Genomic DNA, 17,473 nt, shown 5'->3' on the forward strand with positions numbered 1-17,473 from the left:
CCCGTCCGCCGCTAGGGTCCGAAGACCCTCGCTCGACTTGCATGTATTAGGCACGCCGCCAGCGTTCGTCCTGAGCCAGGATCAAACTCTCCAATAAAGTTTGTTGCTGGTTCAAAGCTGGCAAATCATTTAATGATAGACTCATCAACGCTTTCGCTGTTCAGTTTTCAAGGAGCAATTACTTGTTGTGAATCCGTTGAGTGTTCATCGTTTTTCGTGATGGCGTCTCAAGGACAAGAACTAATCTATCATGGCCACTATACAAGAGTCAATAGGTTTTTCAAAAAAGTTTTCAGGTGAAATGTTCTTCCCCCAGTTTTCTGCGTCTCACATACTTGGAAAGCTCATTGGGAGAGGCTATTCTCGCGTACATGCGAAACATGATGGAGTACCTCTCTTCCATAGCACGCTTCACCAAATAATCGATTCGTTTGTCGCTAAAGTCGAGCAGCATTTCTTCCAGCTCCCGCTTCAGCAAATACTCTAGTTCTTGCACTTCTTTGGCATTAAACAAAAACCCTAACAACGATATCGCCTCCGCCTTACGAGTCTCTCCTCTATCCTTTCCATCACAATTCAACCCTATTCAAATTAAAAAGCCTCCCGTTTAGGAAGGCTTCAATTTCTTGGCAAATCAGAATTATTTCAGCAAGTTTAATTGCTGCAGCTGCTCCCCGAGTGTTGCCTTGAGGATCAGTGGCGTAATCGAGCTCTCGACGACCGCTGCGATAAAGAGCGCGACAATTACAGTCAACACGGCAACTGGAAATTGCTTGAGGGTGTCATACCAATCATTTTTCACCCGTTCCCCATTATGCGGCGCAAACAGCAAACCGACAGAGCGCAAGCTGAGCAAACCGAGCCTGATCCCGATACCAGCAGCAAACAGCACAGCCGGCAGTTCAAATATCCCGTGCGGCAAAATTCCCGCGCTAAAAATCACCCATGGATCAACTCCGGCAGCACTGTACTTCGCGATGATGAATCCGAGCAGCACGCCATTCGCCAGCATCCCAATTATGGGAAAGAATGCAAAAAACAACCCGAGAGCCATCATCATCAAGGAGCTGAGCACATTGTTGGAAAAAATCATCCAAAACGTAGCCAGCACTCCCCCGCCGCTCTCTTTGATTCGCTCCGCTATTTCTTTCAATTGTCCCATCAAGCTCTGTACCACGGTTTCCACCGCAGGAGCCTGGAAGTAGCCAATTAAACCGCCCCCGAGAAAAATAAGACAAGCGGCCAAGAAAAACCGTTTGTTATCAAACCACAGACGCTGCAGTTTTTTCTTCATGAGCCACGCTCCTTTACTGCCTCTTACTTTCACTATATGCATTGTACCTCAACTATAGCCACGAGGCCAAAGAATATCCTTGTCTCCCCTGCATAAACTGTTATCGGACAAAGGAGGTGCCTAACGATGAAATTTATTTACGTCGTGAGCGCTCAGCGCTTGAAGCAAATTCTCATTATCGCTGCGGCCATTTTGCTAACCGCGGGCATCGGCTATGCCGAGCGCGATACGATTGCGGCTTTTTCCAGCAATGGCAATAAGCAAGGCCCCCAAGCCATCTACAAGGTGGATACCAAAGACAAAAAAATTGCCCTCACCTTTGACATCAGCTGGGGCGAAACACGCGCACTCCCCATCCTCGACGTGTTAAAAGAAAAAAATGTGAACAAAGCAACTCTGTTTCTCTCCTCCCCCTGGAGTCAGCGCCACCCGGAAATCGTCAAGAGAATCAAGGAGGACGGGCTGGAAATTGGCTCGCACGGTCATAAACACGACAACTACAGCAAATATACAGACGAGGAAATTCGCACGCAAATTACCAAAGCCGATTCCATCCTGACCGAGATGACGGGGAAAAAACCGACGCTTTTGCGCATGCCAAACGGTGATTTTGATAAACGGGTTCTGGAAATCGCCAACCGTTTGGGTTACACGGTCGTTCAATGGGATACAGACTCCAAAGACTGGATCGAGCCGAAAAAGGATGTCATTGTTCAAAACGTCCTGTCAAAAGCACACCCGGGCGATATCGTCCTGCTGCACGCCAGTGACTCGGCCAAGGAAACACACCTTGCCCTCCCTATCATCATTGACCAGCTGCGCAAGCAAGGATACGAATTTGTCACGGTGTCCGAACTGATCGCCGGCACCAATATCCAGAGTAAAGAAATCAACTGATTGCCAGACTACTCCCTACAAAAAGCAAAAAAGCTGACTCATGTCCGATGAGGTCAGCTTTCTCTTTTTACCAGGCGGTGCAGATGCATCACTTGCCATACGTTGCAAAAAAGCAACGGAACCAGCATGGACAAGGTCGCATGCACGTTGTCTTCCTTCAAGGCCGGAATCCATTCCAGTGACGTCACCACAAACATGAAAAACATCGTGGGAATCCATGCCGTTCTGTTCGTCAGCTTCACTTTTCCGTAAGCGGTAGCCAAAGCAACGATCAAGAGCAGGATCGGCTCAATAAAGTATGTCCCGATTCCTTTTCCTTCGCCAAGCGACGTGTAACGGAGGTAAATCATATCAAAAAAGACAAAGAGGATCAAAAACACTTGAACGCTCTTCCACATGGACGGCGTTTTGAAAATCGTTTTGGCAAAATAATTAATCGTCATATAGGCGAAAAAACCCATTTGGGCCACAATGCTAATGGTCATCCCGTACAAAAGATACATCAGCGTGCCGACAAAAAAGTTGCCCGCGCTGCCTTCCAACAGCTTGTCCAAGTCAAAAATAAAGGCGACCAGGACTCCGCCCAATCCACCCAAGAGCAACGTGGTGACAAAGAGCCAGCCATACTTTCGCAAACTCACCAAACATTCCCTCCATTCCACATCGAATATGATTGTACCAATGGATACAAGAAAATACTAGCGTAAGAACAAAACAAAATGCGCACGTTACTCTTAGGCAGAGTAAAGAAGGAGGTGTCCACCCCATGAGAAAGAAGGCATTGTCTTTTTGGCTATCCGCATTTGTCTGTCTGGTCCTTTCCAGTTGCTCAAGCGGCGGACAAGCGCAAAGTTCGTCTCAGCCTGATTATAAGAGTGTCAAAGACATGGTGCTGGACATATTGCAGACTGACGAAGCCAAACAATCTGTTGGCAAAATGATGAAAGATGAGAAGTTCAAGCAAAACCTGATGATTGACGAGTCCACTGTTCGGACCACATTGATACAAAGCATGACCAATCCGAACAGCCCCCACATCAAGGAGGCCTTCAAAGATCCGAAATTCGCCAGCACCTTGGCCAAATCGATGAAGGATGAGCAAAAAACTTTGATGAAGGACTTGATGAAAGACCCCGAGTACCAAAAGCAGCTTATCAGCGTAATGAAAGACCCTGAGTTCGAAAAAAACCTCATGGACTTGATGAAAAGCGCAGCTTACCGCCAACAAACGATGCAGGTCATGAAGGAGTCTTTGCAAAGCCCGCTGTTTCAAGCCGAGTTGATGAAGCTAATGACCAAAGTCTCCGAAGACATGACCAAGCCGAAAGAACTGAAACCGAAGAAAAAAGGCAAAAGCGGCGGGGATAGCGGTGGAGATTCTGGCGACTCCTCTTCCTAACAAAAAAAGGTGAGCTCCCGAAGGGCGGGCCCACCTTTTTCCTGTCTTTTGTGCTTACTGCTGTTCACATTTTGCCATAACGCGTTTCGCCATATCCATATACAGCTGCCCGATTGCGCTATCCTCGCGATAAACAGATGGAGAGTAATCTGGTTCGGACGGATGATTCTCAGGTTGTCCCAGCGGAATTTGCGCCAACAGCTCGGTAGTCAGTGTCTCCGCCAGCTTCGCTCCGCCACCGCGTCCAAATACGTATTCTTTGGAACCATCTTTCGCCTCGTACCACGCCATGTTCTCCACGATGCCAAGAATCTCGTGTCCCGTCCGCTTTGCCATCGCACCGGCACGCGCCGCTACAAAGGCTGCCGTAGCGTGTGGGGTCGTCACAACGATCTCCATGCTCTGCGGAATCATCGTGTGCACATCCAAAGCCATGTCACCCGTTCCTGGCGGCAAGTCCAGCAGCAAGTAGTCCAGCTCTTCGCCCCAGTGAACTTCCGTAAAGAAGTTGCGCAGCATTTTGCCAAGCATCGGCCCACGCCAAATGATCGGCGAGTTGTCCTCTACGAAGAAGCCCATGGACATGACCTTCACGTTTTGCTTTTCTACCGGAAGGATTGTTTCTCCGATAACGGTTGGGCGCTGGTCGATGTTCATCATGTCAGGCACGCTGAAGCCGTAGATGTCAGCGTCGATAATCCCGACTTTGTTCCCCAGGCGGGCAAGCGCGACTGCCAGGTTGACCGTCACTGTCGATTTTCCAACTCCGCCTTTACCGGAAGTAATCGCGATGAAGGTCGTGTTCGAATCCTTGGCCAAAATCGGATTGAGCAGAGGTGCTTGTCCCGGCGTCATGTTGTGGGTTTGACCTCCCTGAGTATTGCGGAGCTGGGCGCTGAGAGCCGCACGCTCCTCGTCCGTCATCGAGCCAAACTGGACACGTACTTCCTCCGCTCCAAGCGCTTTAACAGCCCCTATGACGTCGTCTTCGATCTTGGCCTTGAGAGGACAGCCGGAGATCGTCAATACGACTGTCAGGCTAACTGTAGCGCCTTCAACACGTATGTCTCTGATCATGTTCAACTCGACCAGGCTGCGATTGATCTCAGGGTCTTTTACATCGCGCAGCGCTTCCAAAATTTGTTCTCTGGTCAACATGCTTGTTCACCTCATCTATAGTCTTGGCAATTGATTTCATACCGTTCTTACAAGGTAGTTTGCGCGTTCATTATAGCACATTCAGACGAGCGGCACACAGTCGCCGCCCGCTCAAGGTGCAATTGGCGCTTTTTCTCCGGAATACTGCCGCAAAATCCCCTGGTAAATCGCATTCGCCATAGCTTTTTGGTACTCCGTGCTCTGTAGCCGTTTTGCCTCTTCCGTATTGCTGACAAACCCAACCTCGACCAATACAGCGGGGCAGTTTACCTCGCGAATCAAAAACACGTTGTTCGTCTTGCTTGGAACACGATCGGTATTGCCCAGCACCCGTTTGATCTCATCCTGAATCAGGTACGATACCTCTCCGCTTTTTTTGAAAGTCGGCGAGTAAAAAGTTTGCGCACCCGACCACTTGGGCGAAGGAATCGAATTTACATGGATGCTGACCAGAAAATCGGGAGAGCTGTCGTTCACCAGTTTCACCCGGTTGCGGATATCTTCCGACTTTCTTTTTTTGGCCCGATCAGCTTCCGGTGAAGCGAGATCCTTGTCTTCCTCCCTTGTCATGATGACAAATGCACCTGACTGCTGGAGAAAATCGCGCAAGTACATACTGATTGCCAGCGTCACCTCTTTTTCCACCACATCGCCTGAACTGGACGTAGCCCCGCCATCTTTGCCCCCGTGTCCCGGGTCGATGGCAATAACGGTTCCGGTCAACGGCAATGACCATGCCGTCCACGACGAACGGTCCGGCGATTCGTAGGTGAACAACACCACCAGTAAAGCGAAAGCCAGTATCCAGCCTACCCCTTTTCGTGTCACGGCGTATCGTCCCCTTTGTCCCATTCTCTCGTTTCATCATATGGACAAACATGGACAAATATTCCGTAGGTCAGTAGCCTGGAACCAAAAGGCTGATCATGCGCTGGGACAAAATGCAAAAAAGCTCCCGAACCAAAAAGGTTCGAGAGCCTTGCCAAACAAAAATTAACGTTTGGAGAACTGAGGTGCGCGACGAGCAGCTTTCAAGCCGTATTTTTTACGTTCTTTCATGCGTGGGTCGCGAGTCAGGAAGCCAGCGCGTTTCAGAGCGCCGCGCAGTTCTGGATCTGCTTTCAGCAGAGCGCGAGCAACGCCGTGACGGATTGCACCAGCTTGGCCAGTTGTTCCGCCGCCGTTTACGTTAACCAGTACATCGTAACGACCAAGAGTCTCAGTCAGAACGAGTGGTTGTTTTACGATCAATTTCAGTGTTTCCAAACCAAAGTAAGTATCCATTTCACGTTTGTTGATCACGATGCGACCTTCACCTGGAACCAGGCGAACACGTGCTACGGAGTGCTTACGACGACCTGTACCGTAGTATTGTACTTGTGCCACGTATATTTCCTCCCTTTACCTTAACCGCGAATTTGCCAAACTTCTGGTTTTTGTGCTGCATGTGGATGCTCAGTACCAGCGTAAACTTTCAGCTTAGTGAACATTTGACGTCCCAAGCTGTTTTTAGGCAGCATACCTTTTACCGCCAGTTCGAACATACGAGCTGGTTTTTTGTTCAGCATGTCGCCAGCAGTAGTCTTTTTCAAACCACCTGGATACAGGGAGTGAGTGTAGTAAATTTTGTCTTGCAGCTTGTTACCTGTCAGTTTCACTTTGTCAGCGTTGATTACGATTACGAAATCGCCAGCGTCAACGTGAGGAGTGAATTCAGGTTTCAATTTGCCGCGCAGGATAGAAGCTACTTCGCTTGCCAGACGGCCCAGCGTTTGGCCTTCTGCGTCAACGATGTACCATTTGCGCTCAACTTCGAGCGGTTTCGCCATATATGTGGTACGCATTTTTGTCCCTCCTAAATATCTTACCTTTACATGTCCATCTACTTATAACCAAAACAACCGAAACTTGCAATGGAAGATAATTGCTGTTACGGGTGAGCAACTCTTCCAGGTGTTCCATTAATCACGATCTTGTCTTTCAATCCCGGGGCTAGAGTGGGGCTAGGCGGGGTTAAAATACCAAGGAATATCGTACTACATCGCAGTCTCGTAGTCAAGTGCCTCCACTTGGTCTAATAGTTGGAAATCTGTCTGTTAATAGACGACTTCCCACATCGTCAAACCTTTGGCTGGCGCTGTCTTCCCTGCCATTTCCCGATCGCGTGCGGCAAGAATCTTTTTGAGTTCATCGGGATGGCGTTTGCCCTGCCCGACTTCCACCAAGGTGCCCACAATAATGCGCACCATGTTGTACAAAAAGCCATTGCCCCGGCACGTTACCCATACTTCGCCGCCGCTGCGCTCTACTGTCAGGCTGTAAATCGTGCGGACCTTGTCCTCGACAAACGTTTTGGCTGAGCAAAATGACGTAAAGTCATGTTCTCCTACCAAATGACAGGCAGCTTGCTGCATGGCCGCAACGTCCAGCGGAAAACGAATATGATCCGCATAGCGATGACGAAACACATCCGGCGCAGGGTTGTTGTCGATGCAATACCGATACTCCTTCACCTGCACGTCAAAACGGGCGTGAAAGGACTCTGCCACCTCTTCCACAGAGCGGATCACGATAGCATCAGGCAACTGGTTATTCAGCACGAATCGCCATTTATCCAAAGGAATATGACTGTCCGTATCAAAATGAATCACCTGGCCGCGTGCATGCACGCCTGCATCCGTTCGTCCTGAACCGTGAATCTGGATCGATTCCCCCGTAATTCTCGTCAACGCCGCTTCAATCTCCCCTTGCACCGTCACCTGGTCTGGCTGCACCTGAAAGCCGCTGAAGTCTGTTCCGTCGTATCCTAAAACACAGCGCAGCCGTCTCATGCTCGCCACCATCCAATCGTAATCGCCAGCAAGACGCCTGCAACGGCCATTCCTGCATCTCGCCAGGAAAAGGCAAGCTTGTGCAACCGGGTCCGTCCGACACCTCCGCGATATCCTCTGGCTTCCATAGCGAGAGCAAGATCCTCTGCCCGGCGAAACGCGCTGACGAACAGCGGAATCGCAATCGGAATCAGATTCTGCGCGCGTTTTATCAGGCTGCCACTCGTAAAGTTGGCTCCTCTGGCAGTCTGCGCCTTGATGATTTTGTCCGTCTCTTCCATCAAGGTAGGTATGAAACGGATCGCAATCGACATCATCAGGGCAATATCGTGCACAGGGACGCCAATCCGGGCAAATGGGCCAAGCAGACGTTCAAGCCCCTCCGTCAAATCGATGGGCGAGGTGGTCAGCGTCAGCAAAGAGCTGATGATCACCAGCAACCCAAGACGGAAGGAAATGAAGATTGCTTGCTGCACCCCGCGTTCCTCCACAGTAAACCAGCCCCACTGGAAGTAGACGGTACCGCCTTTGGTCATGAAAATGTGCAGGACGATGGTGAACACGATCAGTATCCAGACAGGCTTCAAGCTTTTCAGAATATAGCCAAGCGAGAGCCTGGACAGCAGTCCGGCATACAGCGTAAAAGCGATCAATACTGCGTACGTTAACGCATTGTTAGCCAAAAAGACTAACGTGGCAAAAAGAATAATAAAGAGCAGTTTGCTTCGCGGATCAGCGCGATGTAAAAAGGAATGCCCAGGTACGTATTGACCAATGGCTATATTTTGCAGCATGCCTAGCCCTCCTTTGGTACGGAAAGACGTTCCAGCAGATGGGCAATCAACTCTTCTTCCCGATAGACGGAGTTCGGCAGACCTTCCTTGTCCGGCAGCATCTGGTTCAGCCTCGACACAAACGCAACCGTCTCAGGCACATCCATAGCCAGCTCGCGGAGTCGTTCTGCCTGCATGAAGACTTCATCCGGCTTGCCCTGCAAAGCCACTTTTCCCTGCGCCAGCACGAGCATATAGTCGGCATACCTCGCCGCCTCTTCCATGCTGTGAGTGACCAGGAGCGTCGTCAGCTTCTGCTCCTGATGAATGCGGTAGATCGCTTCGAGGATCAAATTGCGCCCTTCTGGGTCCAAACCGGCTGTCGGCTCGTCCAAAACGAGAACTTTCGGCTGCATGGCCAGAACACCCGCCAGCGCTACACGCCGCATTTGCCCTCCGCTCATGTGAAACGGGGAGCGATCCTTGACTTTTTCGTAATCCAGACCAACGATCTCAAGAGCTTCCCGCACCCTGGCATCCACCATCGCTTCCGGCAATTCAAAGTTTGAAGGCCCAAAGGCAACATCCTTCGCTACCGTTTCCTCAAACAATTGATGTTCCGGGTACTGGAAAACAAGACCGATATCCCGCCTTTGCTCATGCGGCAATCGCTGCTTCGCGGTGATTACCGTGTCACCCAAGGTTATTTTCCCGGCGCTTGGCAAAAGCAAGCCGTTCAAATGCTGGATCAATGTCGACTTGCCGGAGCCTGTTTGCCCGATAATCCCTACAAAAGCCCCCGATGGAATCGTAAACGAGATGTCGTGCAAGGCTATACGCTCAAACGGTGTTCCTTTTCCGTAAACATGGCTTACCTGGTCAAAAGTAATCTGCATACGTGCTCCACCAGCTCCTCTTGGTGCAGTACAAACGGGAGATCAATTCCTTTGGAAGCCAGCACATGCCGAATCCGGACAGCGAATGGAACATCCAGTCCGACTTTCTTCAAACGCTCGACCTGATTAAACACCTCTTCAGGCGTTCCTTCCATCAGAACTTCTCCGGCATTCATCACGACGACCCGGTCTGAGTAGATCGCTTCATCCGGGAAATGCGTAATATTGATGATGGTAATCCCTTCGTCACGATTCAAGGTCTTCACCAGTTGCAGCACTTCCTGTCTGCCCTGGGGGTCCAGCATAGCTGTCGCTTCATCCAAAATGATGACCGATGGCCGCATTGCCATGATTCCGGCAATCGCCACGCGCTGCTTTTGTCCCCCTGACAAGCGGTGCGGCTGTGCCAGCAAGTACGCCTCCATCCCTACCGAAGCCAATGCCTCATCAATACGCTGCCGCATCTGCTCGGGATCAACCCCCATGTTTTCAAGCCCGAAGGCGACATCATCCTCCACGGTAGCCCCGACAATCTGATTGTCAGGGTTTTGGAAGACCATGCCTACATGACGGCGTATCTCCCAGACCATCTCTCCCTTGGCAGTATCCATGCCAGCGACAAGCACCCTCCCGCCTTCAGGAAGCAATAAGGCGTTCATCAGCTTCGCCATCGTAGACTTGCCGGAACCGTTATGGCCCAGTACGGACACAAAGGAACCTTTTTGAATGGTCAGATCGACATCCTTCAATACAAGAACGTGACTGCCATTCTCTCCATCGTAGGAATACGAAACATCTTGCAGTGCCAGCAGGCTCTCTTCATTCATGAGGTGTTTCCTCCCCAGCCTTCAACAGACCAGCAGGATTTCTCCAGACAGAAAGAAAAAAAGGGTTGAATCAGAGTCCAGCCTATGACCAGATCTGCCCCCACCCTTTTCACGGTCAATTACCACCGGTGCCGAGGTTGTGTCTCGCTCCCAATGTCAAACGACCAATTTCTATCCACTATTAAACAAATTCGATGTACGCCATTGGAGCAGCGTCGCCGCGGCGAGGGCCGGCTTTCAGGATACGAGTGTATCCACCGTTGCGCTCTTTGAAGCGTGGCGCGATTTCATCGAACAGTTTTTGTACAGCATCGCGACCTTCTGCGTTCGCAACTTCTTTACGAACGTAAGCAGCCACTTGACGACGAGCATGCAGATCGCCGCGTTTCGCGAGCGTGATCATTTTCTCAGCGATTGGGCGCAGTTCTTTCGCCTTCATCTCTGTAGTTTCGATACGCTCGTTGATGATCAGGTCAGTTACCAAGTCGCGGAACAACGCTTTACGAGCTGAACTACGACGACCCAATTTACGGTATGCCATTGTCTTTACCTCCCTTTTCAAGCTGGCAACACTACGTAGAAACCTCTACTGTCGGGAAGCCAGATCTGTAATCCCCCTAAAGGGACTGACTTGAGAGAACAAAAGCTTGCCTTTTGGAATTGCTACTCTAGTCGTCGCTACGCAGGGAAAGTCCCAGCTCAGCCAGCTTTTCCTGCACTTCTTCCAGAGATTTGCGACCCAAGTTGCGCACTTTCATCATGTCCTCTTCGGTCTTCTGCGTCAGCTCTTGCACGGTGTTGATACCGGCACGCTTCAAGCAGTTGTAGGAACGAACAGAAAGGTCCAGCTCTTCGATAGTCATCTCCAAGACTTTTTCCTTTTTGTCTTCCTCTTTTTCAACCATGATTTCAGCATCTTTCGCCTCATCGGTCAGACCGACAAACAGGTTCAAGTGCTCCGTCATGATTTTGGCGCCGAGACTTACGGCTTCTTCCGGACTGATACTGCCGTTTGTCCAAACCTCAAGTGTCAACTTATCATAGTTGGTCATTTGCCCTACGCGGGTATTTTCCACTTGATAGTTAACGCGCTTGATCGGCGTGTAGATCGAATCAATCGGAATCACACCAATAGGCAGATCCTCGGATTTGTTTCCATCTGATTGAACATAACCACGACCACGTCCAGCTGTCATGCGGATATGCAGACGACCGCCATTGGCCAACGTTGCAATATGAAGATCAGGGTTTAAGACCTCCACATCACTGTCAGCACGGATATCTCCCGCTTTGACAACGCCTTCGCCTTCTGCATCGATCTCGATTACTTTTTCTTCATCGGAATGGATCTTCAGCGCCAAGCCTTTGATGTTCAGGATGATCTCGGTTACATCTTCAACGACGCCTTCCACTGTCGAGAACTCGTGAAGAACCCCATCGATTTGAACAGTACGAACTGCCGCGCCTGGCAAGGACGAAAGAAGAATTCGTCTCAGCGAGTTGCCAAGGGTAGTTCCGTATCCGCGCTCCAGAGGTTCTACAACAAATTTCCCATACGAGTTGTCGTCGCTTACTTCCACAACCTCGATTTTTGGTTTTTCTATTTCTATCATTAAACAAACCCTCCTTCAAAACGTCGAAATCCTTGGGTGGGCCGCATACGTGCCCACTCAGGAATTTCCCCGGCGGTTTACCGTTTGCGTGCATGACAAGCTATAAATCAGAATTTACCATTCTAGTATGGACATGTTCTGAACAATATAAACCAGTTACACGCGGCGACGTTTTGGTGGACGGCAACCGTTGTGCGGAATTGGCGTCACGTCTTTAATCATGTTCACTTCAAGACCAGTTGCTTGCAGGGAACGGATCGCTGCTTCACGACCAGCACCTGGGCCTTTTACCGATACTTCAAGGGAACGCATGCCATGTTCCATAGCAACACGTGCAGCCGCTTCAGCAGCCATTTGTGCAGCAAATGGAGTGCTTTTACGGGAGCCTTTGAAGCCGAGGGAACCAGCGCTGGACCAAGAGATCGCGTTACCGTGTGGATCTGTAATGGTTACGATCGTGTTGTTGAAAGTAGAGCGGATATGTGCTACGCCGACTTCAACATTTTTACGATCACGACGACGGGTACGAGTTGCTGTAGCCTGTTTTCTTTTCGCCATGTCAGTTTACCCTCCTTTACTTCTTCTTGTTTGCTACCGTACGACGTGGACCTTTACGTGTACGAGCATTTGTTTTAGAGCGTTGACCACGAACTGGCAGTCCACGACGGTGACGGATTCCACGGAAGCATCCGATTTCCATCAAACGTTTGATGTTCAGGGAAATCTCACGACGGAGATCGCCTTCCACCTTAACGGTTTTGTCGATGTACTCACGCAGTTTGCTAACTTCATCTTCTGTCAGATCGCGAACACGAGTGTTCACGTCTACGCCAGTGGCAGACAGAATTTTTTTAGACGTGGGGCGGCCAATACCAAAAATGTAGGTAAGAGCAACTTCAACGCGTTTTTCGCGCGGCAAGTCTACGCCTGCAATACGTGCCATGTGTCAGAAGCACCTCCTTGTTTACCCTTGTTTTTGCTTATGCTTAGGATTTTCACAAATAACCATTACGTTACCTTTACGACGGATAACCTTGCATTTCTCGCAGATCGGTTTAACCGAAGGTCTCACTTTCATGGTTCTTGCCTCCCTTTTCTAGGGGTTTTGCTTACTATTTATAGCGGTACGTAATACGTCCGCGGGTCAAGTCGTACGGCGACAGTTCAACAGTTACTTTATCCCCCGGCAGGATACGGATAAAGTGCATGCGGATTTTTCCGGACACGTGAGCAAGGACTTTGTGTCCATTCTCCAATTCTACTCGAAACATAGCATTCGGCAAAGGCTCAATTACTGTGCCTTCTACCTCAATTACATCATCTTTTGCCATGGTAAACTCTCCTTTCTTCTGCTCTTCAGTCGGACCATGAGTTTTGCGAAATGATCACACAACGAACTTATCGTCGACACGTTGGACGACAATCCCGAATCACTCGGAACTCCCGCTTTATGTTCGTGTAAAAATCTCATAGCCATCTTCCGTAATCGCGATGGTGTGTTCAAAATGAGCACATGTTTTCCGATCCAATGTTACTACCGTCCAATTGTCCTCCAATGTGCGGACATAACGTTCGCCGGCATTTACCATTGGCTCAATTGCCAACACCATGCCTGGTTTTAACCTCGGCCCCCGATCAGGAGGACCGTAGTTAGGAACCTGCGGATCTTCGTGCAAGTTTTGCCCAATCCCATGCCCCACATACTCGCGGACGAGTGTGAAGCCGGCAGCTTCTGCATGAACTTGAATCGCATGTGAGATATCAGACAATCGTCCACCAGGAACAGCTTTTTCAAGCCCCTTGAAGAGCGATTCTTCCGTTACCCGCAACAGCTTTTCATTCTCTGCTGAAATCTTGCCGACCGGATACGTCCAAGCGGAGTCTCCATGGTACCCTTGGAACTGAGCACCGATGTCGATACTGATGATGTCTCCCTCTTGCAACGCCCGTTTCCCTGGGATCCCGTGTACGAGTTCTTCATTGACTGAAGCACAGATACTACCTGGAAAGCCACCGTAGCCTTTAAATGATGGAACTGCTCCCATGCTGCGAATAAATGTCTCGGCAATTTCGTCTAGCTGCTTTGTCGTGACACCAGGCTTAATTGCCTTGGCCAGTTCTTGATGGGTGAGTGCGACGATACGACCAGCTTCGCGCATAACCTCAAGTTCTGCTTTCGACTTCAGGATAATCATTCGGCAATTACCCTCTTAGCAATGACTTAATTTCCGCAAACACTACCTGGATATCTTGTTCCCCATTGATATCTCGCAGGAGTTCCTGTGCGGAGTAGTAGTCGATGAGTGGCTGAGTCTGCGCGATGTTGACGTCAAGACGTTGTGTTACCACTTCGATCTTGTCATCTTCACGCTGATACAGCTTACCACCATCTTTGTCACACACGCCAGCCTCTTTTGGAGGATTGAACATCGTGTGATAGCTAGCTCCACATACAGGGCAGATCCAGCGACCGGTCAGACGTTCAATCAATTGCTCGCGATGAACGTTGATATTAATCACATGATCAATTTCGCGTCCCAGCTCTTTTACGGTAGCTGTCAACGCTTCCGCCTGTGGAACTGTGCGCGGAAATCCATCCAACAGGAAACCCTTTGCGCAGTCTTCCATCGAGAGGCGCTCCCGCACAATTCCGATGACTACTTCATCGGGAACAAGCAAACCTTTATCCATAAAGGATTTGGCTTGCAGTCCGAGCGGCGTTTCGTTTTTAACCGCAGCCCGGAACATGTCGCCAGTCGAAATGTGCGGGATATCAAACTCTTTTACGATACGTTCTGCCTGTGTTCCTTTACCGGCACCAGGCAGCCCCATCAGAATTATATTCACGTCCATTCCCTCCGTCCCATAAAGAAAAGCTACAGAGGCTTTTCTGTAAACATCTAAGTCATTACTTGATAAACCCTTGGTAATGGCGTTTGATCATCTGGCTTTCGATCTGCTTCATTGTATCAAGGGCTACCCCGATCACAATCAAGAGCGAAGTGCCGCCGATGTAAATCTGCTGCGGCAAGTTAGCCAGCTTACTGAAGAAGAATGGCAAGATAGCAATTGCCATCAAGAACAAAGCGCCAGCCAATGTAAGGCGGTTTAGTGTACGAGTAATGTAAACCTCAGTGTTTTTACCGGGTCGGATACCAGGAATGTAACCGCCATTTTTTCTCATGTTCTCTGCCATTTGCACAGGATTGATCTGAACAAATGTGTAGAAATAGGTGAACCCGAGAATCAAGATAGCGTACAACGTCATTCCCAACGGTTCATTGACTTGGAAGTTGCGATAGATCCAGTTGGCGAACCCTGTACCGGATGAATCCACCCAGAACTGTGCGATTGTCGAAGGGAACAGTACGAGCGAGACCGCAAAGATTACAGGAATAACACCCGCAGAGTTGATTTTCAGTGGAATGTGTGTGGATTGACCACCGTACATTTTACGTCCAACCACTCGCTTCGCGTATTGCACTGGAATTTTACGAATCCCTTGCTGCATAAAGATAACCCCGACGATAATAGCGAGGATCACCAGCAGAATGATCACAACTTTGACGATGCTGAAGAATACGTTTTGAGAAGGGTCAGCGAATTGCGTAGTGTAAATCGTCGTGATTCCGTGTGGAATGTTCGCGACGATACCAGCAACGATCAGGATCGAAATCCCGTTACCGATACCCTTTTCCGTAATCTGTTCCCCCATCCACATCATGAATGCGGTCCCAGCCGTCAGTGTCAACGCAATGAGTGCATAGCTGCCAACGGAAGTGTCCTTGAGCAAGCCAGGCGCCATATTATTAAAACCGATCGTCATACCAACAGACTGAATCAAGCCGAGGATGATCGTAGCGTAACGGGTAACAGTAGCAATCTTGCGACGGCCAACTTCCCCTTCGCGTGCCCATTGCGTCAGCTTAGGCACTACATCCATCGACATCAGCTGCATGATAATCGAGGCCGTAATGTATGGCATGATACCCATGGCAAAAATCGAGAAGTTTTGCAGTGCTCCACCAGAGAAGGTGTTCAACAAGCCCAACAAGTGGTTTGTGTTCTGCTGAAACAGCTCGACGTTTACGTTAGGAACGGGTACAAAGCTTCCGATCCGGAAGACGACCAACATCATGAGAGTAAAAAGGATCTTACGACGTAAGTCGCCAATCTTAAAAATGTTAGTTAAGGACGCTAACATTAGATCACCTCGGTTGTTCCACCGACTTGAGCGATCTTCTCAGCAGCAGCTCCGGAGAACTTGTGAGCTTTAACGGTCAGCTTCACAGTCAGTTCACCGTTAGCAAGAACCTTAACACCGTCGCGCAGCGCGCTGATAACACCTGTTTCTTTCAACAGTTCAGGCGTTACTACAGTACCCTCTTCGAAACGGTTCAGCGCGTCCAGGCTAACAATCGCAAATTCTTTGCGGCTGATGTTAGTGAAACCACGCTTAGGCAGACGACGGTACAATGGGTTTTGACCACCCTCGAAACCTGGGCGTACACCGCCACCGGAACGAGCGTTTTGACCTTTGTGACCTTTACCAGCAGTTTTGCCAGTACCGCTACCGATACCGCGACCGATGCGCTTACGAGTGTGACGGGATCCTTCTGCAGGTTGCAGTTCATGCAATTTCATACGTTGCACCTCCTAACTGATTGAGATGTTCAATTATGCTTCTACTTCTTTCACTTCAACCAAGTGCTTCACTTTGAAAACCATTCCACGAATTGCAGCGTTGTCTTCCTTCACTACAGTGGAGTTGATTTTGCGAAGACCAAGAGCTTTTACAGTATCTTGTTGGTCTACAGTGCGACCGATCAGGCTACGTTTGAGGGTGATTTGCAATTTTGCCATGTTCATTCCCTCCTTATTAACCCAACAACTCGTCAACAGTCTTACCGCGCAATTTCGCGACATCTTCCGCTGTTTTCAGGCGACCAAGGCCTTCCAGCGTAGCGTTGACCATGTTGATAGGATTGTTGGAACCAAGAGACTTACTCAAGATATCGCCTACACCAGCCAGTTCGAGTACGGCACGAACAGGTCCGCCGGCGATAACACCTGTACCAGGGGCAGCAGGTTTGATGAGAACTTTACCAGCACCGAATTGGCACATAACTTCGTGTGGAACAGTTGTTCCTCTCATCGGTACACGGATCAATTTTTTCTTAGCGTCGTCAATCGCTTTGCGAATGGCGTCTGGAACTTCTTGAGCTTTACCCATACCAGCACCTACGTGGCCGTTACGGTCTCCCACAACAACCAGGGCGCTGAAGCTCATACGACGTCCACCTTTAACCGTTTTAGCTACGCGGTTAACAGCGACTACTTTTTCTTCGAGCTCTAATTTGCTAGGGTCGATACGCATTCCTTACCCTCCTTGTTGTTAGAATTGCAGACCAGCTTCACGAGCTGCTTCTGCCAGTGCTTTAATACGTCCATGATAGATGTAACCACCGCGGTCAAAAATCACTTCAGTCGCACCTTTTTCTTGTGCACGCTTAGCGATCAGTGTGCCAACAGCTGTAGCAGCTTCCACGTTAGCGCCATTTTTCAGGCCCAGCTCTTTATCCAAAGAAGATGCAGATGCCAGTGTTACGCCAGTTGCATCATCAATCAGTTGAGCGTAGATGTGCTTAGAAGAACGGAATACGTTCAGACGTGGGCGAATGGCAGTACCAATCACACGTTTGCGGATACGCAGGTGACGTTTTTTCCGAGCTTTGTTTTTATCAGCTTTCGTAAACATTAAGCGGCCTCCTTTCTCATGAAGCTA

Annotated in this window: 26 protein-coding genes and 1 rRNA gene; 2 read left to right on the top strand and 25 right to left on the bottom strand. The window is 49.6% G+C overall.

Annotation, left to right across the window (positions count from 1 at the left end; translation table 11 throughout):
• From DEP07_RS04500 to DEP07_RS04510, 3 genes are all read right to left on the bottom strand, one after another.
• Positions 1-97, bottom strand: a 16S ribosomal RNA gene (locus tag DEP07_RS04500); the annotation flags it as partial.
• Positions 98-292: 195 nt separating this feature from the next.
• Positions 293-526, bottom strand: a complete 234-nt coding sequence (locus DEP07_RS04505; RefSeq protein ID WP_007787097.1) for a hypothetical protein — start codon at positions 524-526, stop codon at positions 293-295.
• Between the two features lie 114 nt (positions 527-640).
• A complete protein-coding gene (locus DEP07_RS04510; protein WP_217023405.1) occupies positions 641-1,294 on the bottom strand; it encodes a stage II sporulation protein M in 654 nt (217 codons plus the stop codon).
• 126 nt (positions 1,295-1,420) lie between these two features.
• On the opposite strand from DEP07_RS04510, the gene pdaB reads away from it, so the two are divergent.
• Entirely contained in the window at positions 1,421-2,191 is a 771-nt protein-coding gene (gene pdaB, locus DEP07_RS04515) for a polysaccharide deacetylase family sporulation protein PdaB (protein ID WP_122966791.1), read from the top strand.
• Between the two features lie 53 nt (positions 2,192-2,244).
• Here the strand turns inward: pdaB and DEP07_RS04520 are convergent, their stop codons facing one another.
• Positions 2,245-2,832, bottom strand: a complete 588-nt coding sequence (locus DEP07_RS04520) for a KinB-signaling pathway activation protein (RefSeq protein ID WP_122966792.1) — start codon at positions 2,830-2,832, stop codon at positions 2,245-2,247.
• Between the two features lie 125 nt (positions 2,833-2,957).
• On the opposite strand from DEP07_RS04520, the gene gerD reads away from it, so the two are divergent.
• A complete protein-coding gene (gerD, locus tag DEP07_RS04525) occupies positions 2,958-3,590 on the top strand; it encodes a spore germination lipoprotein GerD (RefSeq protein ID WP_122966793.1) in 633 nt (210 codons plus the stop codon).
• A 54-nt stretch (positions 3,591-3,644) separates the two neighbouring features.
• Here the strand turns inward: gerD and DEP07_RS04530 are convergent, their stop codons facing one another.
• The 21 genes from DEP07_RS04530 to rplR form a co-directional block, all read right to left on the bottom strand.
• On the bottom strand, positions 3,645-4,748 hold the full coding sequence (locus tag DEP07_RS04530) for a P-loop NTPase (protein ID WP_122966794.1): 1,104 nt from the start codon (positions 4,746-4,748) through the stop codon (positions 3,645-3,647).
• A gap of 111 nt (positions 4,749-4,859) precedes the next feature.
• A complete protein-coding gene (cwlD, locus tag DEP07_RS04535) occupies positions 4,860-5,576 on the bottom strand; it encodes an N-acetylmuramoyl-L-alanine amidase CwlD (RefSeq protein WP_267901874.1) in 717 nt (238 codons plus the stop codon).
• A gap of 165 nt (positions 5,577-5,741) precedes the next feature.
• Positions 5,742-6,134, bottom strand: a complete 393-nt coding sequence (gene rpsI, locus DEP07_RS04540) for a 30S ribosomal protein S9 (RefSeq protein WP_005828788.1) — start codon at positions 6,132-6,134, stop codon at positions 5,742-5,744.
• A gap of 20 nt (positions 6,135-6,154) precedes the next feature.
• A complete protein-coding gene (gene rplM / locus DEP07_RS04545) occupies positions 6,155-6,592 on the bottom strand; it encodes a 50S ribosomal protein L13 (RefSeq protein ID WP_005828789.1) in 438 nt (145 codons plus the stop codon).
• A 252-nt stretch (positions 6,593-6,844) separates the two neighbouring features.
• Entirely contained in the window at positions 6,845-7,579 is a 735-nt protein-coding gene (gene truA / locus DEP07_RS04550) for a tRNA pseudouridine(38-40) synthase TruA (protein ID WP_173599894.1), read from the bottom strand.
• Positions 7,576-8,373 carry an energy-coupling factor transporter transmembrane component T family protein gene (locus DEP07_RS04555; protein WP_122966796.1) on the bottom strand — a complete coding sequence of 266 codons (798 nt, stop codon included), beginning with the start codon at positions 8,371-8,373 and terminating at the stop codon, positions 7,576-7,578. The genes truA and DEP07_RS04555 overlap by 4 nt, the downstream gene beginning before the upstream one ends.
• Positions 8,374-8,375: 2 nt before the next feature.
• On the bottom strand, positions 8,376-9,248 hold the full coding sequence (locus tag DEP07_RS04560) for an energy-coupling factor transporter ATPase (RefSeq protein ID WP_173599893.1): 873 nt from the start codon (positions 9,246-9,248) through the stop codon (positions 8,376-8,378).
• Complete coding sequence (locus DEP07_RS04565; protein ID WP_122966798.1) at positions 9,224-10,075, bottom strand: energy-coupling factor transporter ATPase; 852 nt, start codon at positions 10,073-10,075, stop codon at positions 9,224-9,226. Before DEP07_RS04565 ends, DEP07_RS04560 begins: the two co-directional genes overlap by 25 nt.
• 181 nt (positions 10,076-10,256) lie before the next feature.
• On the bottom strand, positions 10,257-10,616 hold the full coding sequence (gene rplQ, locus DEP07_RS04570) for a 50S ribosomal protein L17 (protein ID WP_063231097.1): 360 nt from the start codon (positions 10,614-10,616) through the stop codon (positions 10,257-10,259).
• A 127-nt stretch (positions 10,617-10,743) separates the two neighbouring features.
• Positions 10,744-11,688, bottom strand: a complete 945-nt coding sequence (locus tag DEP07_RS04575) for a DNA-directed RNA polymerase subunit alpha (protein ID WP_005828801.1) — start codon at positions 11,686-11,688, stop codon at positions 10,744-10,746.
• Between the two features lie 156 nt (positions 11,689-11,844).
• Entirely contained in the window at positions 11,845-12,246 is a 402-nt protein-coding gene (gene rpsK / locus DEP07_RS04580) for a 30S ribosomal protein S11 (RefSeq protein ID WP_005828803.1), read from the bottom strand.
• A 16-nt stretch (positions 12,247-12,262) separates the two neighbouring features.
• Positions 12,263-12,631, bottom strand: a complete 369-nt coding sequence (gene rpsM / locus DEP07_RS04585) for a 30S ribosomal protein S13 (RefSeq protein WP_063231098.1) — start codon at positions 12,629-12,631, stop codon at positions 12,263-12,265.
• 21 nt (positions 12,632-12,652) lie between these two features.
• Entirely contained in the window at positions 12,653-12,766 is a 114-nt protein-coding gene (rpmJ, locus tag DEP07_RS04590) for a 50S ribosomal protein L36 (protein ID WP_003333770.1), read from the bottom strand.
• Between the two features lie 34 nt (positions 12,767-12,800).
• Entirely contained in the window at positions 12,801-13,019 is a 219-nt protein-coding gene (gene infA / locus DEP07_RS04595; protein ID WP_003333772.1) for a translation initiation factor IF-1, read from the bottom strand.
• Between the two features lie 117 nt (positions 13,020-13,136).
• On the bottom strand, positions 13,137-13,883 hold the full coding sequence (map, locus tag DEP07_RS04600) for a type I methionyl aminopeptidase (RefSeq protein ID WP_005828809.1): 747 nt from the start codon (positions 13,881-13,883) through the stop codon (positions 13,137-13,139).
• Positions 13,884-13,890: 7 nt separating this feature from the next.
• Positions 13,891-14,535, bottom strand: a complete 645-nt coding sequence (locus DEP07_RS04605) for an adenylate kinase (RefSeq protein WP_063231099.1) — start codon at positions 14,533-14,535, stop codon at positions 13,891-13,893.
• 61 nt (positions 14,536-14,596) lie between these two features.
• Complete coding sequence (gene secY / locus DEP07_RS04610) at positions 14,597-15,892, bottom strand: preprotein translocase subunit SecY (protein WP_122966799.1); 1,296 nt, start codon at positions 15,890-15,892, stop codon at positions 14,597-14,599.
• Complete coding sequence (gene rplO / locus DEP07_RS04615) at positions 15,892-16,332, bottom strand: 50S ribosomal protein L15 (RefSeq protein WP_007716272.1); 441 nt, start codon at positions 16,330-16,332, stop codon at positions 15,892-15,894. Before rplO ends, secY begins: the two co-directional genes overlap by 1 nt.
• A gap of 33 nt (positions 16,333-16,365) precedes the next feature.
• Entirely contained in the window at positions 16,366-16,551 is a 186-nt protein-coding gene (gene rpmD / locus DEP07_RS04620; protein WP_007716270.1) for a 50S ribosomal protein L30, read from the bottom strand.
• Between the two features lie 16 nt (positions 16,552-16,567).
• A complete protein-coding gene (gene rpsE / locus DEP07_RS04625) occupies positions 16,568-17,065 on the bottom strand; it encodes a 30S ribosomal protein S5 (protein WP_047074695.1) in 498 nt (165 codons plus the stop codon).
• A gap of 18 nt (positions 17,066-17,083) precedes the next feature.
• Entirely contained in the window at positions 17,084-17,446 is a 363-nt protein-coding gene (rplR, locus tag DEP07_RS04630) for a 50S ribosomal protein L18 (protein WP_063231101.1), read from the bottom strand.
• Between the last annotated feature and the right edge of the window lie 27 nt (positions 17,447-17,473).

The organism is Brevibacillus sp. (genome assembly GCF_003521185.1).
GTDB classification, from domain to species: domain Bacteria; phylum Bacillota; class Bacilli; order Brevibacillales; family Brevibacillaceae; genus Brevibacillus; species Brevibacillus parabrevis.